Annotated in this window: 28 protein-coding genes; 7 read left to right on the top strand and 21 right to left on the bottom strand. The window is 60.8% G+C overall.

All coding sequences use genetic code 11. From position 1 onward, the window contains the following. Positions 1–5 precede the first annotated feature (5 nt). The 5 genes from LDB29_RS17615 to LDB29_RS17595 are packed head-to-tail and all read right to left on the bottom strand — an operon-like array spanning position 6 to position 4,524. Positions 6–272 (bottom strand): hypothetical protein, encoded by a 267-nt coding sequence (locus LDB29_RS17615; protein ID WP_257555072.1) that lies wholly within the window; start codon positions 270–272, stop codon positions 6–8. Positions 273–283: 11 nt separating this feature from the next. Beyond that, complete coding sequence (locus LDB29_RS17610; RefSeq protein ID WP_257555071.1) at positions 284–667, bottom strand: tail fiber assembly protein; 384 nt, start codon at positions 665–667, stop codon at positions 284–286. Between the two features lie 10 nt (positions 668–677). Further along, positions 678–3,071: a hypothetical protein gene (locus LDB29_RS17605; protein ID WP_257555068.1), complete on the bottom strand. Its 2,394-nt coding sequence runs from the start codon at positions 3,069–3,071 to the stop codon at positions 678–680. A gap of 11 nt (positions 3,072–3,082) precedes the next feature. Further along, positions 3,083–3,634, bottom strand: a complete 552-nt coding sequence (locus LDB29_RS17600; protein WP_257555067.1) for a phage tail protein I — start codon at positions 3,632–3,634, stop codon at positions 3,083–3,085. Further along, positions 3,631–4,524, bottom strand: coding sequence for a baseplate J/gp47 family protein (locus tag LDB29_RS17595; protein WP_257555066.1), 894 nt, complete (start codon positions 4,522–4,524; stop codon positions 3,631–3,633). The genes LDB29_RS17600 and LDB29_RS17595 overlap by 4 nt, the downstream gene beginning before the upstream one ends. A gap of 23 nt (positions 4,525–4,547) precedes the next feature. Between LDB29_RS17595 and LDB29_RS17590 the strand changes: the two genes are divergently transcribed. Beyond that, a complete protein-coding gene (locus LDB29_RS17590) occupies positions 4,548–4,934 on the top strand; it encodes a DUF2070 family protein (protein ID WP_257555065.1) in 387 nt (128 codons plus the stop codon). Positions 4,935–5,028: 94 nt separating this feature from the next. Here the strand turns inward: LDB29_RS17590 and LDB29_RS17585 are convergent, their stop codons facing one another. From LDB29_RS17585 to LDB29_RS17525, 13 genes are all read right to left on the bottom strand, one after another. Further along, entirely contained in the window at positions 5,029–5,544 is a 516-nt protein-coding gene (locus LDB29_RS17585; protein ID WP_257555064.1) for a hypothetical protein, read from the bottom strand. A 23-nt stretch (positions 5,545–5,567) separates the two neighbouring features. Continuing rightward, the gene (locus LDB29_RS17580; RefSeq protein ID WP_257555063.1) at positions 5,568–6,239 is read right to left on the bottom strand and encodes a phage virion morphogenesis protein; all 672 of its coding nucleotides are present in this window, start codon (positions 6,237–6,239) and stop codon (positions 5,568–5,570) included. Further along, positions 6,236–6,751, bottom strand: coding sequence for a phage tail protein (locus LDB29_RS17575; protein WP_257555062.1), 516 nt, complete (start codon positions 6,749–6,751; stop codon positions 6,236–6,238). Before LDB29_RS17575 ends, LDB29_RS17580 begins: the two co-directional genes overlap by 4 nt. Beyond that, the gene (locus LDB29_RS17570; protein WP_257555061.1) at positions 6,751–7,008 is read right to left on the bottom strand and encodes a hypothetical protein; all 258 of its coding nucleotides are present in this window, start codon (positions 7,006–7,008) and stop codon (positions 6,751–6,753) included. The genes LDB29_RS17575 and LDB29_RS17570 overlap by 1 nt, the downstream gene beginning before the upstream one ends. After that, positions 6,980–7,459: a hypothetical protein gene (locus tag LDB29_RS17565; RefSeq protein ID WP_257555059.1), complete on the bottom strand. Its 480-nt coding sequence runs from the start codon at positions 7,457–7,459 to the stop codon at positions 6,980–6,982. The genes LDB29_RS17570 and LDB29_RS17565 overlap by 29 nt, the downstream gene beginning before the upstream one ends. 4 nt (positions 7,460–7,463) lie before the next feature. Further along, positions 7,464–7,946 (bottom strand): N-acetylmuramoyl-L-alanine amidase, encoded by a 483-nt coding sequence (locus LDB29_RS17560; protein ID WP_140042720.1) that lies wholly within the window; start codon positions 7,944–7,946, stop codon positions 7,464–7,466. A gap of 5 nt (positions 7,947–7,951) precedes the next feature. Continuing rightward, entirely contained in the window at positions 7,952–8,284 is a 333-nt protein-coding gene (locus LDB29_RS17555; RefSeq protein ID WP_137710101.1) for a hypothetical protein, read from the bottom strand. A 3-nt stretch (positions 8,285–8,287) separates the two neighbouring features. Next, complete coding sequence (locus LDB29_RS17550) at positions 8,288–8,530, bottom strand: tail protein X (protein WP_306812415.1); 243 nt, start codon at positions 8,528–8,530, stop codon at positions 8,288–8,290. Then, positions 8,518–9,000 carry a head completion/stabilization protein gene (locus LDB29_RS17545; protein WP_137710100.1) on the bottom strand — a complete coding sequence of 161 codons (483 nt, stop codon included), beginning with the start codon at positions 8,998–9,000 and terminating at the stop codon, positions 8,518–8,520. Before LDB29_RS17545 ends, LDB29_RS17550 begins: the two co-directional genes overlap by 13 nt. Then, entirely contained in the window at positions 8,997–9,224 is a 228-nt protein-coding gene (locus LDB29_RS17540; RefSeq protein WP_137710099.1) for a hypothetical protein, read from the bottom strand. The genes LDB29_RS17545 and LDB29_RS17540 overlap by 4 nt, the downstream gene beginning before the upstream one ends. Before the next feature lie 120 nt (positions 9,225–9,344). Beyond that, entirely contained in the window at positions 9,345–10,202 is an 858-nt protein-coding gene (gene gpM, locus LDB29_RS17535; protein ID WP_257555055.1) for a phage terminase small subunit, read from the bottom strand. A gap of 42 nt (positions 10,203–10,244) precedes the next feature. Beyond that, on the bottom strand, positions 10,245–11,297 hold the full coding sequence (locus LDB29_RS17530) for a phage major capsid protein, P2 family (protein ID WP_257555052.1): 1,053 nt from the start codon (positions 11,295–11,297) through the stop codon (positions 10,245–10,247). A gap of 54 nt (positions 11,298–11,351) precedes the next feature. After that, on the bottom strand, positions 11,352–12,197 hold the full coding sequence (locus tag LDB29_RS17525; protein WP_137710096.1) for a GPO family capsid scaffolding protein: 846 nt from the start codon (positions 12,195–12,197) through the stop codon (positions 11,352–11,354). A gap of 164 nt (positions 12,198–12,361) precedes the next feature. Between LDB29_RS17525 and LDB29_RS17520 the strand changes: the two genes are divergently transcribed. From LDB29_RS17520 to LDB29_RS17505, 4 genes are all read left to right on the top strand, one after another. Beyond that, a complete protein-coding gene (locus LDB29_RS17520; protein ID WP_257557053.1) occupies positions 12,362–14,230 on the top strand; it encodes a terminase large subunit domain-containing protein in 1,869 nt (622 codons plus the stop codon). After that, positions 14,227–15,270 (top strand): phage portal protein, encoded by a 1,044-nt coding sequence (locus tag LDB29_RS17515; protein WP_257555050.1) that lies wholly within the window; start codon positions 14,227–14,229, stop codon positions 15,268–15,270. Before LDB29_RS17520 ends, LDB29_RS17515 begins: the two co-directional genes overlap by 4 nt. A gap of 90 nt (positions 15,271–15,360) precedes the next feature. Further along, positions 15,361–15,519 (top strand): SpoIIIAH-like family protein, encoded by a 159-nt coding sequence (locus LDB29_RS17510; RefSeq protein ID WP_137710093.1) that lies wholly within the window; start codon positions 15,361–15,363, stop codon positions 15,517–15,519. Positions 15,520–15,621: 102 nt separating this feature from the next. Further along, positions 15,622–16,011: a hypothetical protein gene (locus LDB29_RS17505; RefSeq protein ID WP_048578749.1), complete on the top strand. Its 390-nt coding sequence runs from the start codon at positions 15,622–15,624 to the stop codon at positions 16,009–16,011. Positions 16,012–16,134: 123 nt separating this feature from the next. Here the strand turns inward: LDB29_RS17505 and LDB29_RS17500 are convergent, their stop codons facing one another. Then, positions 16,135–16,593, bottom strand: coding sequence for a DUF2059 domain-containing protein (locus tag LDB29_RS17500; RefSeq protein WP_137710092.1), 459 nt, complete (start codon positions 16,591–16,593; stop codon positions 16,135–16,137). 767 nt (positions 16,594–17,360) lie between these two features. On the opposite strand from LDB29_RS17500, the gene LDB29_RS17495 reads away from it, so the two are divergent. Further along, entirely contained in the window at positions 17,361–18,440 is a 1,080-nt protein-coding gene (locus LDB29_RS17495) for an IS110 family transposase (protein WP_257555044.1), read from the top strand. Between the two features lie 48 nt (positions 18,441–18,488). Here the strand turns inward: LDB29_RS17495 and LDB29_RS17490 are convergent, their stop codons facing one another. Beyond that, positions 18,489–18,776, bottom strand: coding sequence for an addiction module antidote protein (locus tag LDB29_RS17490; protein WP_137710087.1), 288 nt, complete (start codon positions 18,774–18,776; stop codon positions 18,489–18,491). A gap of 32 nt (positions 18,777–18,808) precedes the next feature. Further along, on the bottom strand, positions 18,809–19,099 hold the full coding sequence (locus LDB29_RS17485) for a type II toxin-antitoxin system RelE/ParE family toxin (protein ID WP_137710086.1): 291 nt from the start codon (positions 19,097–19,099) through the stop codon (positions 18,809–18,811). A 1,341-nt stretch (positions 19,100–20,440) separates the two neighbouring features. On the opposite strand from LDB29_RS17485, the gene LDB29_RS17480 reads away from it, so the two are divergent. Next, complete coding sequence (locus LDB29_RS17480) at positions 20,441–21,304, top strand: OmpA family protein (RefSeq protein ID WP_025547899.1); 864 nt, start codon at positions 20,441–20,443, stop codon at positions 21,302–21,304. Positions 21,305–21,348 lie beyond the last annotated feature (44 nt).

Raw genomic sequence — 21,348 nt, 5'->3', positions numbered from 1 at the left:
GCCGGTTAGCTGGCTGCGGCCGGGTTTTCGACAGGTGTGGGCATTTCCGGTTCCGGCGGCGGCACGGTTATGACGCCAAGGCCGATCTTGTGAGCAACGCCGCGCGCCACTTCCTCGACGCGCGCCTTCGTGCCGGTGCGATCATAGCTGCCGTCATCCTTCAACACCGCGTTGACGGTGCGGTCGTGGCTGATGTCGCCGCTAGTGAAGGTGACGGGCACGGTCCGGTTTTCGCTGTTGAACGCGCCGATCTTGTATTTCAGGTCAGTCATAGATGGTCCTTTCAGGCGGGAGGCACCGGCCATTCGATGGCCGTAAGGTCACTGGTCATTTCGGGCAGATCGCGGAGAGCCTGCCGGTACTCACGCCAAGCTTCGCGCTGGGCTTCCGACAGGATCATGTCGGGCATCTGCGTATGATCGCATTCAGCCAGGAGGCGATTGCGCCGCCTACGCATCCAAGCCAGCAGCTGGTCATCCGATGGAGCCGGTGGATCGAGCGTGATCGGGAGGCCATCGGGTCCGGCGGCGATGACGCGGCCTGTGCCCTGCTCTTCCATCAATTCGGCATGGCGCGCTTGGCTGATCTCCAGTGCGTCTGCCGGAATGACCGAATGAAAGCCATCGTCGTAGAAGGCGGCATGGGCTGGGCTGAAATAGAGCGGCATGGTGTCTTCCTTATCGACCGAGGGCGAAGATGCGGCAGTAGGAGGGGCGGTCTGCGTCGTTGTCCGAGCGGGCGCGCATGACCGTGCATCCACTCAACGACGGGTCGCCTACCAGCTGATACCAAGTGTCCGCTTCAACACTGGCGATATCGACGCGGGTGGTCAGCTGGACGTCCAGCACGGCATTGGGGAACTGGATCGGAAAAGTCGCGGTCGTCGTCGTTTCGACATTCTGCTGCGTTGCGGTGGTACACCATTGCAGGATCAGCCCGCTCGGGAGCCTCTGATAACCAGCAGCGGACAGGTTGTTGGCAAAGTCGCTATATTTGGCCAAGTCGCTGGCCTGATAGCCGTCCAGCAGGTCAGCATCGAGCCCAGAGCCGGAACCGTCATTGCCGATGTTCCAGATCAGTTTATTGTTGATGAAAACAGAACCCGTGGACGCGTAGAGGTCGAGGTTGCCATTCAGCGGAGAAACGATGCGCTCCGACCCCCCGATGTATAGACGAAATATATTGTTAGCTCGATCATAATTAATGTAATCGAAACTATCGAAATTCAGAATTGGGGTGTTGCCGGGGAGGTCAAGATAAAAACCATAATCCCTTTTGATCGCACCATTACTTATAAGTTCGCCGGAGAACTCCTGCCCGTTATCGGAAAATATCTTCCCTGTAGCAAGGTCAATGCGGAGCGGACGGAAGGCGTTCCATGTGGAGTTCAACCCCGCTGCCGCATTGCTGAGCAGGAACCAGTAATTGGTGGCATCGACGCGATGAATGACAGTCGGAGTTACGCCCGATGTGGCTTTGAAGAGCGCCTGATTGTCAGCCGTTACATTGATTGACCCGGTGTAGGTTGTCGAACCATCCGAACGACCGAACGCACTGGCGTGCAGGCCATCCAGCATGTCGGAATCGCAGCCTGAACCCGCGCCATCATTGCCAGCGTGCCAGATGATGTTGCCGTTATAGATCAGGTGCCCGGTGCCGATCCGGCCAAGCGATGCGGTGTCACTATTGCCGAAGTTGATGAAACCTCGCGTCGGGTCTTGAATGCCCGTCACGCGAAAACCGTTGGGAATATTTACATCGCCGATGAATGCGTCATCGCCAATCTTAACCGCCTGCCCGTCGCCGTTCGCTCTGCAAAGAACACGCGTGGTATCAACCTGTCCGTTCAGAAACAGATTGCCAGCCTCGTCTATCGATCCAACATCATTGTTGGACGAATTTTGCCAGCGAAAAGAGTTCTTTACCCGCGCGTAGGTGTCGGCGTTTGCGCTGAAGAAAAACCGTGCGGCACCCTCTTCAGAGGCGACCCATGTTCCATTGGCATTGCGCATGAACTGCGAGGCTTGCAGGCCGTCGAGCAGGTCCGCGTCAAGGCCCGACCCCGCGCCATCGTTGCCGGGATGCCACGGCGTATAACCGAGGCGCTGCGTGATGTTCGCATAGTAGCTGCCGTCCTGCCCGTCGAGCAGATCGGCGTCAAGGCCCGAACCCGCGCCATCGTTGTTCGGTCCCCAGAAGACGCCCTGCCCCTGAGACGACGCCATGCCAGCAGTGGTCAGCATCAATCCGCTGACGAACGAAGAGCCGAAATTGTCAGTCGTGTATTGGAGGTGGAAATTGCCGCCACTTCCAGCGAGATTGGTCCCGATGGCGCGCCACTTATAGTTGCCGGTACCCGAAAAATGCAGTTCCTGACTGCCGGTTTTGGAGATCGCCAAGTTGCCGGTGAAGGTGTCGCCCGCCCGATTTGCGGGCGCGTAGCCGAGGCGCTGCGGGATGTTCGCGTAGTAGCTGCCGTCCTGCCCGTCGAGCAGATCGGCGTCGAGGCCGCTGCCGGAACCATCCTGCGCCAGCAGCCAGCCAAGAATAGCAGCCTTGGCAGCAGCAGGAGTAAGCGCACGTAGCGCGTCAATGCCTGCCTGTGCTTCCCCAACAGTTGCCAGTTTCACGACGCCCTGCATTTCTGTGGTCGCGGGCGGATTGAGAAAATTGGCGTTGCCGAAGGTCAGCATGGCGGCGGCCACGTCGGCAAACTGCACGTCGATCGCCAGCAGCATCATCGCCTGCGCCGACTTTTCCAAAATGACCCCGGCCTGACCGTAAATAGCAAACAGGGTGCCATCGGCCAGATAGAGCGCGAAGCTGCGGACCGTAAATACGTCCGTGCTTTCGTCGCGGACGATCAGGTGGATGGTGTCGTCGGCCACAACATCACCGGAGATCGTGGCGACGCGCTTATATTCACCGGGCAGGGCTGTGATGCCGACGCCGGGAACAACGGCGGTGGCGGTCAGGCCGACCTGTGCGATGGTGACGGGCGCGGTGCCGGTGTTGGCGGCATTCACAAGCGCGGCGCGGCCAGCACTGGTGACGATAGCGGTAAGGGCCATGATTCCTCCGGTCAGGCCGCCGGTGCCGTGCAGGACAGGCGGGCGTAGATGGTCGGGCGCACCGCTGCGATCAGGCCGACACTGGCCTTGGCGGTGATGCCTTGGGTGAAAGTGAAATGGCTGCGCACCGGTTTGGCACGGCCGACTTCGGCAATGACCTGGTCGACAAAGGCGGCCGATGCAGGCGCGCCGTTCTGATCGAGGTTCAGGAGCAGGTTGAAGGTGTGCGGGTCGCCCTTAGGCTCCATCTGCCACCATTCGCGGATCGCGACCGATCCGCCGAAGCTCTGCACGACGGCGCGCACCGATGCCGCGGTGCCCTTCTGCCGCGCGATCGGGATCGCCTTGCGAACGCGCTCGCGCTTGATGCCTTCGGGCCAGTCGGACGACCAGTTGTCGAGGGACAGGCCCCAGGCTAACCAGGGTAGCAGGCCGATGGGGCAGTCGTCGGGCGACCATACGGTGCGGATGGGCGTCGGGATATCGAGCAAGCCAGCTGCGACCTGTTCCAGCGCCTTTTCGAGCGCCGTCGAGCCGGGAGGCAGCAGCGACGGATAGGTCATTCTCCCGTCCCCGCATAGCTGACGGTCGTACCGGTGCAGTAGGGTGCCTGGGTGCGCGAAATGACGATGTCGGCCGGAGGCGAGGTCAGTACGACATTCTGGACGCCCTCGACATGGAGCGCTGCGAATAGAGCCGAGCGGGTAATGTCGCGGCCCAGGCGGTGGCTAGCCTCAACATAGGCGTTCAGGCTCGTTTGGGCGGCTGCCAGCACCACGCCGCCATCGGGGCCGCTGAAGGTGGTCAGCGTGGCGACGACCGCATAGTTCACGATTTCAGCGGATTGGACGGTGACGAAGTCCGTCAACGGGCGCCGCGTTTCGTCCGACACATAGGCCGAAATCGTCGCGATCAGTTCCGGCGACGCGGCACCTGAGCCGGTGCGGGAGAGGATCGACACTCGCACTTCGCCGGGGGCTGGGCTGGTGGCGCTGGCGTCCAGCACGTCAGCATCTGCCGACAGGGCATGGAAGATATAGGCGCCCTCCGGCCCTGCAACCGAATAGCCTTCGGGCGCCAGCACCATGCGCCGGCGGAAATCCGCGTCGCTTTCCATCACCGCCGGGATGCCCAGCACGGTATCCGCTGGCGTGATCGTCAGGCGAGTGATGCCGAAAAGGGCCGCGATATTGTCAAGGTCGGTGCCTGCGGCATAGGCCGGCATGACGGCGCGACAGGCATCGTTTACGCGCTGGCGGACCAGCTGGACGATGTAGGAAACGACCTGCAACAGCTTGGTCGCCGGATCGCTGTCGCGGCTTTCAAACTCAGGCATGAGCGCGACCATGCGCGCGACGGCGTCGGCCTCGATCGTATTGAAATCGAGAGCCTCGATAATATCCGGCGCGGGGAGGCGCGACAGATCAACGGCGGTATAGGTTGCATCGGCCATGGCGCCCATGTCGGGCGGGGGTCATGGGGCGCGCTACCGCCTACATTTGTAGAGGCGGCCTCTACAAATGGATGAGGGATTTATGGACGGCGGGGCGCTTCGCATGTATAATACAAGAATCAGCAAATAATTTTAAGGAGAATATTGCTTTGGATATTTTTAGCGACGAGTTTAGGAAGAAGGTAATTGCTCGGAGAGAACTTCTCGAAAAGCAGGTTCGCATAGAAGACGGTCATGTTGTCGTTAACGTCGCCTATGATTACAACATTCCGCTGGGCGAACTCGACAGCGCAGAAAAAATTCTGAGTTGGGTTATGCAGCTTTGTGAAAAAACCTGGATCACTTCGGAAGTGATCGAACGCTTTATTAGCGTCGCGGCCCAGCACCACGGGATCAAAATTCCCCGTTAATCACTAGCGGCGGCGAGATCGCCCGCCGCCCCGCTGACGCGCCCCGGTTAGCTGCCTAGGTGCGCAGCAAATTGTCTGGCTTAGCGGACGGGGTTCAGACGATAACTATGGGATCGTCGGCGTCTCGTTCGATATTGAAATGGGTCCGAACTCGCTCGCACCGGGAATTGGCGAGTTGCGCCACATGGTGGAAACGCGGCAATTGGTTGCCCGCTGTGCTGGGTCGGCCCGCGCCAGCATCGCTACCTGCCTCCGCAACGGCCTGTGCCAGAACGATGGCGGCCGATCCAGCGATTTGCACCCCATCCGTCCAGCCGGATTGTGAAAGCATCCGCTCAAGAGCCATGCCGGCGGCTTGGCTTTCTGACGCGATTTGATGATATCGCGTGAAGATATGATTGGGCTTTCCAGGCGCGCAAGAGTCGCGCAGTTCTTTATAGTAGCGAACGATTTGCGTAATAGTCACACAAACTTCTTTGACTGCTGCGCGCTCTTCGCGGACAAGGCGCTGTCGATCCAAGCGCTGCATGATGAATGGGATTGTAAGAGCCACTAGTGCAGCAAATGCGCTTGCCGCTGCGCTCATCCATTCAACAGTATCTTTTGGCATTTTGCCCCCTTTAGGGGCTCGTATTAGTCACGGCTGATGTGGGTGTATAGCAAATCCAACAGCCGTTCCCGTTCCGCTGGCGTCGCACCGAACAACTCGCGCTGTGGATAGAGGACAGCCTTCGCCCGCAGCGATGGCTTGTCGCGCAGGCCGTACTGGTGGATGCCGGCGATCTGCGACACCTTACCGGAAAAGCCGACCCAGAAGCCCTGGTCGTCCGTGCCGGTCTTCATGAACCGCGAACTGGCGAGGCGGCGGAACATGGCTTTGCGGCGCAGGCCGCCACGCCGGCGCAGCTTGCCGCCGCCGGCATTGCGATATTCTTCCGGTACCGGGAGCCATTTGACGACCTTGGCGAACTCGAAGGAGCGGATCGCGCCAGCCTCGATATCGAAGCCGGTCATCATCTGGCCGTTGCCCCAGGTGAAACTTTTCATGATGACGCGGCGCGGCGCACCGCCGCCGCCTGCGGGATAGAGGAAACAGGCCGCGCCCCGGCCTGTCACCGGCGGTTCCTTCTTCTTGCGTGCTTCAAAGGGCGAGCCGTCGGGCTGGCGCTGGGCGGTGATGCGCTCGCGCTGGCTGATCGCCAGTTCGCGGGCCATGCGGCGCATCAGGGCGCGGCGCTGGCCCGAAGACAGGCCGCGCAGCAGGCTTCCCGCGATCCGTTCGATTTCAGCCAGGTCGTCGTTCATGCCGCCGGCGGCACCGTCGGGTTCAGCACGGCGTCGGGATCATCCGTCTGCACGAGCAGTTCGACATTGCCGAAGCCCTGAAGGAAGGATGCCGTCACGCCCGCGAACTGGTCGTAATTCGGTTCTTCCGGGTGCGTGACGTCATAGCCGCTGCCATCGGCGCGCGGGATGACCAGGACGGTTTCGGTCAGGTCGATCGACAATTCGACGTCGGACAGATCGCCGTCGAGCAATTCGGCTTCGAAGGAAAAGGGCTGGCTGTCGCTGCTCATGAGCAAGCTGGGCTGTTCCTTTTCGATCCAGGCCAGCACCGGCACCATCAGGCGGTCGCTGTCGCCGGCGAAATCGGTGAAGAGTGCCTTCAGCGTGTAGCCATAGACGAATGACAGCGTCGCGGACTTGCGCGTCATGATCTGGCCGCCCTCGATATAGATCTGAAGGCGGTCAGCATGGGTTGCCAATTCGGGCAGGAAAGCGGTCAGCCAGCGCCGCAGGCTATCGGCCTTGCGCATCAGCCAGCATCCTCGCATGCGCCGGGGCTATGCCAGCGCACCAGGCGCACCAGCTGGTCGCGCGTCGAGGCAAGCGCCTTGGCGATGTCGATGACGACGGCGCGGACAGCGGGCGGGATTTCGGCCTGGGCGTCCTTGGGGAAGCCCGCCGGCGCGACTGGGCAGGTCAGCAGGTCCGCCGGCGGCGTGTCCTTGACCTCGATCGCGACGACGGGCGGCGCGGGGCGCTCAACGGCCTGGTGGGCGCAGCCCTGCAACGCGATTGAGGCTATCGAACCAATCAGGCCCAACGCGATCATCCGGGGCAATCTGGGCATCGGCTTTCTCCATCTGCGCGGCGGCATCGGTGCGGCGCGCGGCTAGGGTTCGGGCAAGGGCGGTGTCGGCGGCCGATTTCGTGGCCTGGCGCTCGACTGCCTCGCCAAGGATGGTGCTGGTCGCGGCCTGCGTCTGTCGTTCGAAAGCAACGAGGTCGGCAATGCGCTGGGTGCAGGCATCGACCTTCTTGCCGGCGCCGGGGAAGGTGGCGCCGGCGGAGAGGCAGGCCTTTTCCGCCCAGGCCTGAAGCTGATCGCGATCCTTCCGCGCGGTGGCGCCCCAGGCATAGAGCGCCGCCGCCGCGCCCGCGATGGCGATCAGCAGGACGGTTTCGCGGGAACCGGTCAGCAGCCCCCACGCGGTTTTCAGGATCGCGGTCAGCTTCGCCATGGGATCAGCCCCCGTTCAGCCAGCCCGCGACTTCGGGCTGGACGTCGAAGCATGGGCATTGCTTGGTCCATTCGAACGGATCGACCCTGCCATTGCCGTTTTTGTCGGGCGACAGGTCGCGATGACCCAGGATGCGCGAGGGCGGCACCTTATGGCGACCAGCGACATCGCGGACCAGCGCAGCCAAGGCGGCTTTCTGCGCCGGGGTGCGGGTGTCGAGCGGCTTGCCGGCGGCGTCGAGGCCGCCGACATAGACGATACCGATCGAGTTGCTGTTATAGCCGGCGGCATTGGCGCCAATTTCGTCTTCGCGGCGGCCTTTATGCACGGTGCCATCGGCATAGATGACATAGTGATAGCCGCAGGGGCGCGACGCGCCGGCACCGAAGCCCCGCGCCTTATGATCGCGGTCGATATCCTCGACGGTATAGGCACGGCCCGCGCGGGTCGCGGTGCAATGGATGTTGATGCGGTTGATGATGCGCATGCGTTTTAGGGCCTCTTTTTGGTGAAGCGGTCAGCCAGGTCGGCGGGGATGCGGGCAAGGGCGTCGGACGTCGCGGCGATCAGGCGGGGCGTGGCGTCGAACGCGATCAGGGCGATGCCGAAGCCGATCGACTGCGCGATGAATTCATTCCAGCCGGTGAATTCGATGATGGCCTGGGTCGCGTAGAAGCTGACCGTTGACCCGACGATCCACTGGACGAAGCGCTGGCGCCAGGACAGGCCCGGTTTCCAGACCTGGGCGACGCCCGATCCGATCAGCGAGGGCGCCAGCGATCCAATGAAATCAGGGGCCGATTGAAGAAGGGTGCGCAGGTCCATGGATCAGTCCCAGAGTTGAACGAGGGGCCGCACGCGGGTCGCGCTGGCTTCGGTGGTGGCGGTGGCCGGCACGATGACGACGGTGCCGAGCGGGAGGATGGAGCCGAGGTCGGCAAGGCCCGGATTGGCGTCGAGGACGCGGGTGAGTTCGTTCTGGCCAAGGCCCGCGTCGCGGAACAGCAGCTGGTCCAGCTTGTCGCCCTGACGAGCAACGAGGCGCAGCGCAGCGGCCATCAGATCAGCCAAACGCCGGTGCGCAGCTGACCCAGCATGTCGCGGATCGCGTGGATGGCATCGCGGCGCAGTTCATCGATCGACGGGGTGAGTTCGTCGGCCTGGTTGCCGCCGGCGGACGTCGTGTCGAAATCGCGGTGGCGCTCGATCAGTTCGGCCTTGGCGAACAGGGCGACGGCGCGCTGATAGCGGATCAGCTGCACGCTCTGCCCGTCCAGCTGGGGCGCGGGAACATCGGCCAGCTTGGCATAGCCGGCGGCGCGACAATCCGCGGCGAATTGGCGCAGGTCGATTTCCGCCGACATGATGCCGCCCAGGATCGCGGCGCGCAGACGGGCGGGCGTGATGCTGGTCGGGATGCGCGCGACGTCCCGCACCGACGCCGGATCGACGTCGGGAAAGAAGCCGTCATTCACGACGACCGTTTCCGGCGCCGGCGGCTGCTCAATTTGCGAAGCGGGAGGACGCGCGACGAAGCTCATGCGAAGACGACCAGCTTCGCGAGGCCGCCCATGGAGACGATACAGGCGCCCGTCATCAGCAGCGCGACGGTCAGGAGGATCGGGCAGAGCCAGCGAGGCGCATCGTCATCGGAGGCGAGAACCCCGCCGATGCAGCTGCCCAGCGCCATCGCGGCAAAGAACAGCGCGGCGACGACAAGAAGGATCGATTTGAAAATGAGCCAAAGGGCTACGGCGATGGTCATGGTGCCTCCGATTTCCGGCCCGCCGGCTTACGGGGGTGGGGATCGGGGCAGAGGGCGGCCCTTCGGTTCGAAAACCTCCCGCCTCGCGCGATCCGCCCCCGAGCGCCGGGGGCGAGCCTGTCAGGCGGCCTGCTGGCCGCCCAGTTCGTTGTTCGGTTCGGTGATGGTCGGGAGCGCCTTCAGCAGCTTTTCCGCGCGCTTGACGCGATCGAGGACGCCGACGCGGTTCCAGAGGCGATGGGCTTCCTTCAGCGTCGCGAGCGCGGTTTCGAGCGGGGCGCGGCTTTCCTTCGCGTCCATGTCCTCCGCAGCGCGCAATTGCTCGATGCCGATGGCCTTCAGCAGCTTGGCGCGGACCTCATTGTGCATGTCGACGCCGTCGACCAGGTCCGCGACGCGACCGAGGATGTCAGCCGGGAATGCTTCGCCCAGCGCCTGGACAGTCTGGGCGGCGGCGGTGATTTCATCGACCACGACCGTCGCGACGTCGCGCTTGTAGCGCGCCGGCATGGCGACCTTGTGTTTGAGCAGGAACGGCACCAGGTCGAGCGCGGCGGCAAAGTCGCCGGTGTCAATCAGCCAGACCATGCAGGTCGGTACGACCTCGCCTATCAGGCCGTCGCCCGCGCCGGCATCCGCCGCCAGGATGGCATCGATCCATGCCTGATATTCGGGCAGCATCCGGCGCTTGGCGGCCACCTTGGCATCGACGCCCTTGATTTCCTTCAGATCGCGAAGGTCATGGGTCAGTCGCAGCACGATCTGGGCGGCGATGCGGTCTTCGGCCGACGTGGCGGTTTCGGGAGCGGTGACGATCGCCGTCGCGGCGATCTGCTCGCGGTGGATCATGGCCGGGGTGCGGTCCACGATCAACGGGGCAGGTTGCCCGCCCCCATCGGAGGAGACAACCTGTTTCGGGTCAACGGCGGCGGCAGCGAGGGCGGCCATGCGTTCCCGATGGGCACGTGCTGGTGTCATGATGTTGTTCCTGCTCGATGGTGGCGGGCGGGAGCCGAAGGATTAAACCTTCGGCCCAAGCTGGATGTTTTCGAGCAGGGCGGCCTTGCCATACTCTTCGACCATGAAAGCGTCGTTGATGCTTTCGAAGTTATCGATCTGGTCCAGCGACGGATTGTCTTGGATGGCGCGACGGGCGGTGCCGATCTGCCAGTAATAGGACAGGTTCTTGAAGCTGGTGATGAGGATGCTGCCCGCCGGGAAGAAGGGCACCTGGACGGTCGGCTTTCCGCCCAGCTGGCGGCTCGACAGGATCACGTCGCGCGCGACCTGTTCGGTCGCCTTGTCGCCGGCTTCCGAGACGATCTTGAAATATTTCTCATGGACGAGGTCGCTGCCCACCATGACGACCAGGTCAGTCGCGGTGCGATAGCGTTCGTGAATGAGGTTCTGGATCGCGTCGAAGACCAGGGCGTCGAGGTTCACATAGTCCGCCGTGCCGGTGTCGGAGACATAGATTTTCAGGGCATCCTTGGTGCCGTGCGCCATGACGCGCCCCGGCGCATAGGTGCGGATTTTGTGCAGCCAGCCGAAGTTGACGTCCTGCAACAGCGGGAATTCCTCGCGGTCGGTTTCGACCGCCGCCGCCACGCCGTTGAAGCCGATGCACATGACGTCTTCGGCCTTCTGCGCCAGTACCGCGTCGCGGCACAGCTGCTGGAATTCCGGCTGATGTGACCAGGCATCGAGCAGTTCATACGACCAGGCATAGTCATAGTCGGTCTTCTTGCAGAGATACTGGTCGATCTGATCCGACCCGGTGATATCCTGCGGGCTGCGTTTGTTGCCGGCGGCGCGGTTGGTACGGCTCGCCAGCGACCGATTGACGCCCACGCCGACGCGGCTGCCCTGCTGGTTGACGACAGGCATGACGTTGATGCGCGACATGAAGTCGCTGATTTCGCGCAGCTTGGCCTGAAGCTTCTGCTCGATCGCGGGCGCGACGTTGAATTCGGCCAGCTGGCCGGGGGTCGCGGTGAGGCCGGCGGGAAGCCCGTTCAGCTTCGCCACCTGGGCGACGAACGCATGAACGAGCAGGCGAGTAGAGGTGAGCATGTCCGGTGTCTCCGAAAAGGGGAGGGATCAGGAGGGAGGGCGCGGGAGGGAGGATCAGCAGTCGGTCAGGAAGGAGGCGTTGCCGCCGCCGCCGCTCGCCGGCTGACGGGAAAAGCCCTGCTGCTGGGTGTTTTCCAGCTTGGCGGTAAGGTCCGCGACGGCGGCGTTGGCAGCGTTCGCCGCGTCCAGGGCGGGCTTGACGGCGGCGGCCACCTGTTCGCCCAAGGCGGTGCTGAAGGCGGCGACATCGAAGCCGTTGTCATTCGCGGGCTTGGGCTTGGGTTCTTCCTTCGGCTTTTCGGTTTCCGAGCGGCTGAACATGGTGGCAATGCTGGCGAAGCCGGCCTTGATGGCATCGGCCACGCTGCCATTGTCCGCGCCTTCCGACTCCATGACGATCGTCGTTTCGATCGAGGCGGAGAACAGATTGTCGGGATGCACCTTGCGGGCGTCGAACATGGGCTTGAGGCCAGAGAAGGACAGGGCTTCGGTGCCGAGCGAAGCGGGATTGTCCGTTACGGCCAGGCCGACCAGGCCGACCTTGCCGGTGCCGGCGAAATCGGGGCTAATCTCGACCGACGTGAAGATTTTCTGGCCGGCCTTGTTGATCTTCAGCAGCTGGTCGTTCGGCTCGACCTGCGCATAAAGGGCGCGGCAGCGGACCTTCTCCCCGTCGATTTCCAGTTCGTCGGTCTGGGCCTTGACCGCCGTCACGCTGCCATAGGCGTTGAAGGGCGGTTCCGGGCTGAAGCCCTTGATATGCTCGCAATTGATGCGCGGCGTATAGGTGGCGGCGTTGAAGGTGGCGACGATATCGTCAATCCACGCGGCCTCGATCTTGCGGCCATCGCTGGCGGTGAAGCCCTCGACGAAGACGCGGAAAAATTTGCTCTTTGCCATGGTCGGTTCCGGTTCCTTGCTTGCGTGGCGGCGCACTGGGGCGTTTGCTGGCAGCAGAAAGGGCGTTCCGGGGCCTGATCCTCAACCCTCCGCATTTGTAGAGGCCGCCTCTACAAATGGACGGGCATGATCAGTGGCTTAGCGGCGCGGCATGGTCCGCCGCGATGAGCGATCAGAAACCTTCTGGGCAATCCCCCCATCCCGGCGCACCGTCTGCCTTCTGGCAGTTCGATCCGCGTCGGCATGCGCGAAGCCTGTATTGGAAGGGCTGGGGCGTGACGCAGATCGCGGATGAATTCGCGCTGCATGGCATCGTCAACGACCAGGGCAAGGCGATCCCGCGCGCGACAATCGAGGCGTGGAAGCAACGGGATCGCTGGGATGATGCGCCGTCGATCCGCAAGATAGAGGACTGCCTCGAAATCCGGCTGATGACGCTGATTTCGAAGGAGAAGAAGACCCCCGGCGACCTGGTCGAAATGGATGCGCTGACCAGGCAGGTCGAAGCGCTCGCCCGCGTCCGTCGCTATGAGGCACCCGGCGGCCATGCCGGCGATCTGAACGACAAGGTCGGCAACCGAAACGCGGGACCGCGCAAGAAGCCGAAGAAGAACCATTTCACCGCCGATCAGGCGGCTGAACTCAAGCGCATCTTCCTAGACGGCCTGTATCATTATCAGCATCGCTGGTGGCAGGCGAAGGATCAGCGCACCCGCATGATCCTGAAGTCGCGCCAGATCGGCGCGACCTATTATTTTGCGTTCGAAGCCCTGATCGACGCGATCGAGACGGGACGGAACCAGATTTTCCTATCCGCGTCGAAGGCCCAGGCGCACCAGTTCCGATCCTATATTGTCAGCTTCGCGAAGCTGGTCGGCGTCGCGCTGACCGGCGACCCGATGCTGATTACGTCGGACCTTCGCCCAGCGGAAGAGGCGGCGGCCGAACTGCACTTCCTGGGGACCAATTTCCGCACCGCCCAGGGCCGCCACGGCAATTTCTATTTTGACGAATTCTTCTGGGTCCACTCGTTCGAGGAATTGAACAAGGTCGCTTCGGGCATGGCGACCCATAAGAAGTGGCGCAAGACCTACTTTTCCACGCCATCGACCGTCGCGCACCCGGCCTATCCCTATTGGACCGGCGACCGCCGCAACCGGCGCCGTAAGAAATCCGAGCAGATCAAGATTGACGTCAGCCATGCCGCGCTCGCGCTGGGCAGCGTCGGGCCGGATCGCATCTGGCGGCACATCGTCAACATCCGCGACGCCGAGGCGGGCGGGTGCGACCTGTTCGATATCGAAGAACTGGAAGACGAATATGCGCCCGACGAATTCGCCAACCTGTTCCTTTGCGACTTCGTGGATGACAGCCAGTCCGCGTTCAAATTCAACGATCTGATCCGCTGCGGCTGCGACAGCCTGGTCGACTGGACCGACTTCAACCCGGAAAGCGCCCGCCCCTTCGGCAACCGGCCTGTGTGGGCCGGCTATGATCCGCAGGAGAGCGAAGACGGCGACAATGCCGCCCTGGTCATCGCGGCGCCGCCGGCGGTCGAGGGCGGATCATTCCGCATCCTGGAGCGCCATCAGCTGCGCGGCCTGGATTTCGAGCAGCAGGCCGATTTCATCAAGGCGATGCTGAAGCGCTACAACTGCACCTATCTGGGCATCGACGCGCGCGGCGTAGGTGCCGGCGTTTATCAGATCATGGCGAAGCCGGAGGCGCTGCCTGGCGGCGTCGTCGCCAAGATCGAATATTCGCTGGAACTGAAACAGCACATGATCATGAAGGCGCAGAATGTCATTCGCCGTGGCCGCATAGCGTTCGATGCCGGCATGCTCGACATCGTGTCGGCCTTCGTCTCGATCAAGAAGACCCTGACGACCAGCGGGCGCAACATCACCTTCAAGGCAGGGCGCGGTGGCGATGACGGCCATGCCGATCTGGCCTGGGCGACCATGCACATCCTCATGAACGAACCGCTGGACGGCAAGGAGACGCCGACAGCCAGATTGGAGCTATTCGAATGAGCAAGCGCGCGCGCCGCATGAACCGCAGGGAAGTGGCCGAGGCGTCGAAGGGCGCGATCGTCGCGACCAATGGCAACAGCCCGACGATCGAGGCCTTCACCTTCGGGGAGCCGGAGCCGGTCAACCGGGCGACCCTGCTCGATCTGCTGGAATGCTGGCACAATGGCCGCTGGTATGAGCCGCCGATTTCCATGGACGGGCTGTCGCGGACGTTGCGCGCGTCGCCGCATCACAGCAGCGCGATCATGCTGAAAAAGAACATGCTGGCGGCCAGCTTCATTCCCACGCCGTTCCTGTCGCGGCGCGATTTCCGCGCCCTGGCGCAAGACTATCTGGTGCTGGGCAACGGCTATGTGCAGGAAATCCCGAACCGGCTTGGGCGCACGATGCGTCTCGACCATTGCCTGGCGAAATATACGCGGCGCGGTGTCGAGGAAGGCCGCTTCTATTGGGTGCCGGGGCATCAGCCGGAAAGCGAGTTCGCGCCGGGGACTGTGCATCAGCTGATGGCCGAAGATGTCAACCAGGAACTCTATGGGGTGCCGGAATATGTGCCGGCGATCCAATCGGCCTTGCTGAACGAAAACGCCACCCTGTTCCGGCGCCGCTATTACGAGAATGGGAGCCACGCGGGCTACATCCTCTATCTGATGGGGCAGTTTGCCGATGGCGACGTGGGCGCCATGCGCAAGGCGCTGGAGCGGTCGAAGGGACCGGGCAATTTCCGCAACCTGTTGCTGCATGCACCCGCCGGCAAGGAAAACGGGGTCAAGCTGTTGCCGATCGCGGAGGCGGGCGCGAAGGACGAATTTCTGGGGATCAAGAACACGACGCGCGACGACATCCTGGCCGCGCACCGGGTGCCGCCTCAGCTGCTGGGCATCGTGCCGGCGAACGCAGGCGGCTTTGGGGACGTGACGAAGGCGACCGATGCCTTCTTTGAACTGGAAATCCAGCCGTTGCAGTCGGTCTTCCTCGAATTGAACGAGATGATCGGTGTCGAGGCCGTGCGGTTCGCGGAGCGGGCGCAGGTGGCTTGAGTTAGATGTCTGTTAGGGGTGGAAAGGAGATGGTCCGCTGTTGAGCGAGGCATGGTGGTAAGCTGACGCAATTCTCTGTAGGCCGGACCTATGACGAAGCCATGGATCATCGCGCTTTGGGTTTTCATGCTCGCATTGGCAGGTTGGTTGTTGTTTGATGGCCAACGCCTTGCGGCAGCGGGAGTAATGGGCACGGCGTTATTCTGGGAAGCGATCCACCGCGTATTCGGCAGCAAGGACACCGAATAAACCCGTCAAGGGCGTTCAGGGTGGATTGCGGCACGTCCGCTCTTGCAGGAGGTTGGCAAACCGTGCTTCAGGCTACCCAAAATTGCGCTGGACTTCCTGACGATGGAATTTGTTTTCGAGCTTCTTTTTCAGTTCTTGGGAGAGTTGCTGCTTCAGGCGATCTTCGAAGCGCTGTTTGAGCTTGGACTTCATAGCCTTGCGGACACTCTGAAGAGGCCCAAAAACCCCGTGCTTTCGACCTTCGGATTCATTTTGTGGGGAGGAATCGCCGGAGGCATTTCTCTTCTGATTTTCCCAACCTCGCCGATCGTCAATCCGTTGCTTCGTAAGATTAACCTTATCGCCACGCCAATCTGCGCGGGCGCGCTGATGGCAATGGTCGGTCGAACGCGTTCAAAGAGAGGGCAGAGTTTAGTTCGGGTCGATCGGTTCGGATACGCTTTCATCTTCGCATTCGCCATGGCGCTCGTTAGGTTCATCTGGGCAGCTTGAACGACTGCAATTGGTCGACTGCCGCTAGGCGGCCATCTGCCGCGCCATTCTGCAAGAAAGAGATCCATTTTTGGTATGGATCGGGTGGGTGGCGGAATGGCAGGTAGCGGTCAAAATCTGTATCTAGGTGCCATTCGCACCAAAGCTCATCTGACCTATTGCGCCTTCAGCTTCCTCAATGATCTGCTCAACTAATTCTTCGGTATTCGTACCGATATACGCATCCATACGCCAGCGTCCTTCTAGGAAATGCTGGCCGACTGGCGCTTCAAGGAAGGCAACGACCTGCTCCAGTTCGCTTTCTGTAAACTCCCAATTGACGTGATTCTCATACTCTTCTTGCCAGATGTGACGGTGCTTTTCATATGCTGACCTAAGCACTACAAGACTTGTATCCACAGCGCCGCCGAATGTGGCACCTCGCTCTGCCGCGCACTTATATATGTGGCCGCCGGGGATACCGAACCGTTCTACGAATTTCCCTCTGTCGATCTGCTGCTGAATGCCAGATGCAACTAGGAAGCGGCGGATTAGGTCAAGTTTATGGCTGCTGGGTGGTTCTTCAATCTGAGCGGAAGTCATCTCAATTCTCCGGCGAATAATTTCTGCTTATCATATCAAAGGGATGCCTGCGAACTTGCGCTTGATGCCAGCGGCAGGAGATGTCCGCTATGGAGAAAGCCCGGGCCCGCCGACAATGGCAAGCTCTGGTCGTCAGCGGACTTTCGTCCGCAATGGCTACGGTCGGTATTCACTACTGTGCACCGACAAGCGCGTTATAGGAGTGAAGGCCAAATACGGTAGCCGTGAGAATGACCGGCTGCTACTTGCTGCAAGGTTGTTTGCCCTCCGCGAAGTTTTGACACAGCTCTTATCCTGATCTATCGGCCGTGGGCGAATGACTGGACCCTGCGAGCCGCGCTAGGGCATCGACCCTGCCTCAAGTCTTATGGCCAGTCATTCGTTGCTCTACTTCAACAAATCTGTCGTTCAGGGATGCCGTTTGACTTCATGGAAGTTTGCGAACGACTGGACAAATTTGAAGAGCCTGCAGATGGCTTAGTGGGCGATTTGCAACGCTTGTTTTTTGCCAAAACAATTGATCACGCAGCGGTATGAGCGTCCTATGCGGGAGAACAGTCGAATATTGACCCCCCCCCGTTTAAAGCCCTGTGGTGATATTTTTATCTCGGTACGGTTTCGAAACGATTTTTTAATTTAGACAGGCGATGGAGCGCGGCCGTTGGGCACGGGGAACGAACACCGTCCATTTTACTAAGGCGCTCAGCGACCTTGCTTCAGGTCTTGGTGTCGTTCCTTCGATGAGAATGAATTAGGGAAACCGCGTTTTGAAGCAGTGGGTGGGATTGGACATAGGCGCGGATACTGTATCCGCCTGCATCAAAGATGATGCAGGCTGCGTTCTTGCAAAAGCGGAATTGATGGCTTCCGACGAAGATATCACGAAATTCTTGCTTCGCTATGGCTCATCTGAGTCGATGGTTGTCGGACTTGAGGCTGGTTCAACAGGCATTCATCTCACGAGAAAACTTCGTCATCGGGGATACCAGGTTCACGTATTTGAAACGCGCCAGACGAGTAAGTTCCTTTCGATTCGACAGAATAAGACCGATGGCAATGATGCCGAAGGACTGGCTGATCTAGTCAGACTAGGGCGAGGAGTGGTGGCAGAGGTCTCTGTAAAAAGCGTCGAATGTCAGCTTCTACGTTCCAAGCTTGTAGTGCGGCAGAAACTGGTCAGCCACCGGATGGCAGGCGAAGGAGCGATCAGGTCTGCATTCCGCCTAAACGGCGGGAAATTGGAGCGATCATATTCAGCGGTTGGTCTGCGTCGAAACGTGTTGTCCGAGGTGAAGAAGATCAAGGACCGGGAAGGAGTTGATCTCACTGAAGATGTTTTGCCTGTCTTAGAAATCTGTGAGGCAACTCGACGGCACTTGGAAAGAGTAGATCGTAACCTCATGAAGCTGGCAGAAAATCATCCGATCTGCTCGCGCTTCCTCGCCATTCCCGGCGTTGGCCCAATTACGGCATTATCCTTTTATAGCGCGATTGGCGATCCAGCCCGCTTCAAACGATCCGCTGATGTTGGCGCATATTTTGGCCTTGTTCCACGGCTCAAGCAATCGGGGGGCACCTCCGTACGCTGCGGCATTAGCAAAATGGGAAATGCGATGACCCGCACGCACCTAGTAGGTGCGGCAGCTGCAATAATGCGTCAGAAATCCGAGGTGGGCGTGCTCCGTGTTTGGGCTGACAATCTCCGCGAGCGCAGCAACTATAGACGGGTCACCACGGCTTTGGCGCGGAAGTTGGCAGTAGTGATGCTGTCCATTTGGAAAAGCGGGCAGACCTTCGATCCCAATCCGCGAGATTTGGATACCATCGGGAAAGAGCTGCGGTCGTAGCCGGTGGTCCGGTGGTGTTGCAGGGGACTTCACCGGCTTTCATCGGGACTAAGCGGCAGCCTCGATTCGCATGCGTAGGCCGAGCGCGGGCAGCACCTTGAGCATGGTTTCCAGCGTAGGGTTTCCGTCCGGGCCGAGGGCACGGTAAAGCTGCTGACGCTTGATGCCGGTCTCCTTCGACAGTTCCGTCATGCCATGAGCGCGGGCCACGATACCGATGGCTTTTGCGATGACATGGACATCGCCGGTTGTGAGGGCGTCTGCCAGCAGTTCGGCCTGATCCTCCGGTTCGGTCAGATATTCCGCCGCGTCAAAGCGGGTGAGTTTGATGGCCATCGTTTCGTTTCCTTTCGGGCCTGCGAAGCGGGTCAGGATATCTGAGCCGCCATTTCCTTTGCCTTTGCGATGTCCCGCTGCTGGCTTGACTTGTCGCCGCCCACCAGCAGGATAATCAACTGCTCGCCCCGGCGGGTGAAATAGAGGCGGTATCCGGGGCCGAAGTCGATACGCGCCTCCGAAACGCCGTCGCCAACCGACTTCACATCGCCCATCAGGCCGAGTTCGATGCGGGCGATCCTGCCCGCGATCTTCGACTTCGCCTTGCGATCGCGAAGGCTTTCGAACCAATCAGCGAAGGCCGGGGTCTGTTGCGTTTCCATGCTGTCTCTTATATGTGACAAGGAGGGTTTGTCAACATATAAGAGACATGGCGGCCCGGCATGGGCCATCGGCGCGCAACAGTCTTACGCACCTCGTCATATCGGATCAGCCCTCCACCGGCGTCAGCGGAGGGCGAGGTCCCGCCGGACCGGCGCGCGGGCGACTCGGCGGGGTCGAGGGGGGTGGCGCCCATGAAAACGCGCTTTTCCCCCCGCCTCGCCCGCGCACTTTTCATGTCCCTATTGATGCAGTCACCATCTTCCCTTTCCGGCGGCCCAGATGCTGGGCGGGATTGGTGCCGAACGGGGCCGTCGAAAGATGCGATTTGATGCAGCTAGACGACCATTTGGCGGCGGCGATGGGATCGGGAAATTTTCGCGTCCAGGGCGTGCGCCACAGAGGGAGGGGGCGGGAAAGCGCAACATCCATAACCCGCGCCCCTCCGTTCAAATTAAGGCACTGAAAACACGTAATTTTATTGGTTGCCTCAAAGGTGCAATCGAACGTCACCTTGGCGAGTGAAAAACGCAACACCCGCAGAAAACCTAGCTTTTTCAGATACTAAATGTTGCAGTTTCAAAATGTAATCTGGTTGCATAGAGGTTGCGTCAAAGGTTGCGCGAAAAATGGCGGATTTCCGTCGATGTTGCGGATGTTGCGTTTTTTCCGATACCCGCCACATAATAGGGAAAGCGCGGCCTATATCCCTAGCCCTTGCCTCCGCCGTATCGATACCGAATCGAGAGAAGAAAAATCTTCTATGGTAGATGATATGGTATCAACTGGCCCCGACCGCTCATGACCTATGAGAAATCAATCGCTTAGGGCGAATGTGTGACGTCCTCCGTCTCCGCCACCTTTTCCTAAAATTGATGGTATCAAGACAAGGTGCGTCACCGGGCAGCCTGGTCATTCCCGGCGACATTCGTCCCAGCGGAGTGCAAATCGGTGTTTCCAAAAGATAAAATCCTGACTGCAAGATTTAGCCTTTGAACTCAGTCCAGATTTCGGTTTGGCCGAACGTCTATTGATGAAGAACTGAACTCAGCACTCTATTCCCTATATCTACTTCAGCAATGCTCTCCCGCGCGGCATCCGTTGATTTCGGTTCGTCGCAGGATGCGCTCCAATTGCCTCTTCAACTAGCTGACTGATCCAGCCTGTTCATGTACCAGAAAGGTCATTCTCAACAGGCAGAAGCTGCGCGGCGTCATGCCGCACATCTTAGGAAGGACAATGGAGGGGGTTCTGACAGCCGAATACGCCATCACGCAGACGGCAGTCGGACGAAAAGCTGCGGCATTGCAGGCCCGACTATCGAAGCTTGGAGGAGTAGCGTGATGAGTGTGATTTCCAGAAGCCCCAAATGTCTCTTGTTGCTTGCCCTGCTGTCCGGGGCATCGCCCAGCCTGGCTGCGCAGACGCAGGACCCACCGTCGGCCGATGTCTCTGCGACCGCTTATCTGCCCGCCGAAAAGTCGGAAGGCCCGGAGATAAAGGGCATCATTTCCGCGCGCAGCGGCGACAAGATGCAGGTCACGGCGGCGGACGGCACCAAATCCGTCATCGCCATCGACGATGCCACCCGGATTACCGCCAGCAAGGGCTTTTTCGGCCTTAACCGCAGCAAACTTGCCGCAACCTCGCTGCTGAACGGCCTGCCGGTCACCGTCAAGACGTTGCAGTCGGGCGGCGGGCTCGTGGCCAGCCATATCAATCTCCAGAACAAGGATCTGAAGACCGCGTCCATGATCCACAATGGCACGGCCCAACGCTTCGACGAACAGACTGCCGCGACCGAGGCGCTGCGCGGCCGCATGGGTGAGATCGACCAATATAATGTGAAAAGCACGACCAACGTGAATTTCGATACCGGCAAGGCGGTGCTGTCGTCTCAGGCGAAGAACGATCTCTGCGCCACGGCGGCGACTGCCGAGGGAATGAGCAACGCCTTGCTGCTCGTGGTCGGTTACACCGATTCCACGGGAGACGAGGATTTCAACCAGGAGCTTAGCGAGAAGCGGGCCGGCCGCGTCGTCAATTATCTTCAGCAGGCGTGCGGGTGGAAGCCCTATCGGATGCTGACGCCCACAGGCATGTCCGAAGCGGACCCTGTGGCGAGCAACGACACCATCGAAGGCAAGGCGCAGAACCGCCGGGTCGCGGTGAATATCCTGGTCAGCAAGGGCCTTGACGGACTGTGAGATGCGCGGGGTGGGTTCCGCCCACCCCGGATTTTCGAATGTGG

The organism is Sphingobium sp. CFD-2, assembly GCF_024611135.1.
Taxonomy (GTDB): Bacteria; Pseudomonadota; Alphaproteobacteria; order Sphingomonadales; family Sphingomonadaceae; genus Sphingobium; species Sphingobium fuliginis.
Note: the sequence above shows the minus strand (reverse complement) of the source record. Positions and strands in the feature narration are given on the sequence as shown.

Excerpts from the sequence above, each read along its gene's own strand:
- LDB29_RS17615 (WP_257555072.1), bottom strand. The coding sequence starts at position 272 with ATGACTGACCTGAAATACAAGATCGGCGCGTTCAACAGCGAAAACCGG.
- LDB29_RS17610 (WP_257555071.1), bottom strand. The coding sequence starts at position 667 with ATGCCGCTCTATTTCAGCCCAGCCCATGCCGCCTTCTACGACGATGGC.
- LDB29_RS17605 (WP_257555068.1), bottom strand. The coding sequence starts at position 3,071 with ATGGCCCTTACCGCTATCGTCACCAGTGCTGGCCGCGCCGCGCTTGTG.
- LDB29_RS17600 (WP_257555067.1), bottom strand. The coding sequence starts at position 3,634 with ATGACCTATCCGTCGCTGCTGCCTCCCGGCTCGACGGCGCTCGAAAAG.
- LDB29_RS17595 (WP_257555066.1), bottom strand. The coding sequence starts at position 4,524 with ATGGCCGATGCAACCTATACCGCCGTTGATCTGTCGCGCCTCCCCGCG.
- LDB29_RS17590 (WP_257555065.1), top strand. The coding sequence starts at position 4,548 with ATGGGGCGCGCTACCGCCTACATTTGTAGAGGCGGCCTCTACAAATGG.
- LDB29_RS17585 (WP_257555064.1), bottom strand. The coding sequence starts at position 5,544 with ATGCCAAAAGATACTGTTGAATGGATGAGCGCAGCGGCAAGCGCATTT.
- LDB29_RS17580 (WP_257555063.1), bottom strand. The coding sequence starts at position 6,239 with ATGAACGACGACCTGGCTGAAATCGAACGGATCGCGGGAAGCCTGCTG.
- LDB29_RS17575 (WP_257555062.1), bottom strand. The coding sequence starts at position 6,751 with ATGCGCAAGGCCGATAGCCTGCGGCGCTGGCTGACCGCTTTCCTGCCC.
- LDB29_RS17565 (WP_257555059.1), bottom strand. The coding sequence starts at position 7,459 with ATGGCGAAGCTGACCGCGATCCTGAAAACCGCGTGGGGGCTGCTGACC.
- LDB29_RS17560 (WP_140042720.1), bottom strand. The coding sequence starts at position 7,946 with ATGCGCATCATCAACCGCATCAACATCCATTGCACCGCGACCCGCGCG.
- LDB29_RS17555 (WP_137710101.1), bottom strand. The coding sequence starts at position 8,284 with ATGGACCTGCGCACCCTTCTTCAATCGGCCCCTGATTTCATTGGATCG.
- LDB29_RS17545 (WP_137710100.1), bottom strand. The coding sequence starts at position 9,000 with ATGAGCTTCGTCGCGCGTCCTCCCGCTTCGCAAATTGAGCAGCCGCCG.
- LDB29_RS17540 (WP_137710099.1), bottom strand. The coding sequence starts at position 9,224 with ATGACCATCGCCGTAGCCCTTTGGCTCATTTTCAAATCGATCCTTCTT.
- gpM (WP_257555055.1), bottom strand. The coding sequence starts at position 10,202 with ATGACACCAGCACGTGCCCATCGGGAACGCATGGCCGCCCTCGCTGCC.
- LDB29_RS17530 (WP_257555052.1), bottom strand. The coding sequence starts at position 11,297 with ATGCTCACCTCTACTCGCCTGCTCGTTCATGCGTTCGTCGCCCAGGTG.
- LDB29_RS17525 (WP_137710096.1), bottom strand. The coding sequence starts at position 12,197 with ATGGCAAAGAGCAAATTTTTCCGCGTCTTCGTCGAGGGCTTCACCGCC.
- LDB29_RS17520 (WP_257557053.1), top strand. The coding sequence starts at position 12,362 with ATGAGCGATCAGAAACCTTCTGGGCAATCCCCCCATCCCGGCGCACCG.
- LDB29_RS17515 (WP_257555050.1), top strand. The coding sequence starts at position 14,227 with ATGAGCAAGCGCGCGCGCCGCATGAACCGCAGGGAAGTGGCCGAGGCG.
- LDB29_RS17510 (WP_137710093.1), top strand. The coding sequence starts at position 15,361 with ATGACGAAGCCATGGATCATCGCGCTTTGGGTTTTCATGCTCGCATTG.
- LDB29_RS17505 (WP_048578749.1), top strand. The coding sequence starts at position 15,622 with ATGGAATTTGTTTTCGAGCTTCTTTTTCAGTTCTTGGGAGAGTTGCTG.
- LDB29_RS17500 (WP_137710092.1), bottom strand. The coding sequence starts at position 16,593 with ATGACTTCCGCTCAGATTGAAGAACCACCCAGCAGCCATAAACTTGAC.
- LDB29_RS17490 (WP_137710087.1), bottom strand. The coding sequence starts at position 18,776 with ATGGCCATCAAACTCACCCGCTTTGACGCGGCGGAATATCTGACCGAA.
- LDB29_RS17485 (WP_137710086.1), bottom strand. The coding sequence starts at position 19,099 with ATGGAAACGCAACAGACCCCGGCCTTCGCTGATTGGTTCGAAAGCCTT.
- LDB29_RS17480 (WP_025547899.1), top strand. The coding sequence starts at position 20,441 with ATGAGTGTGATTTCCAGAAGCCCCAAATGTCTCTTGTTGCTTGCCCTG.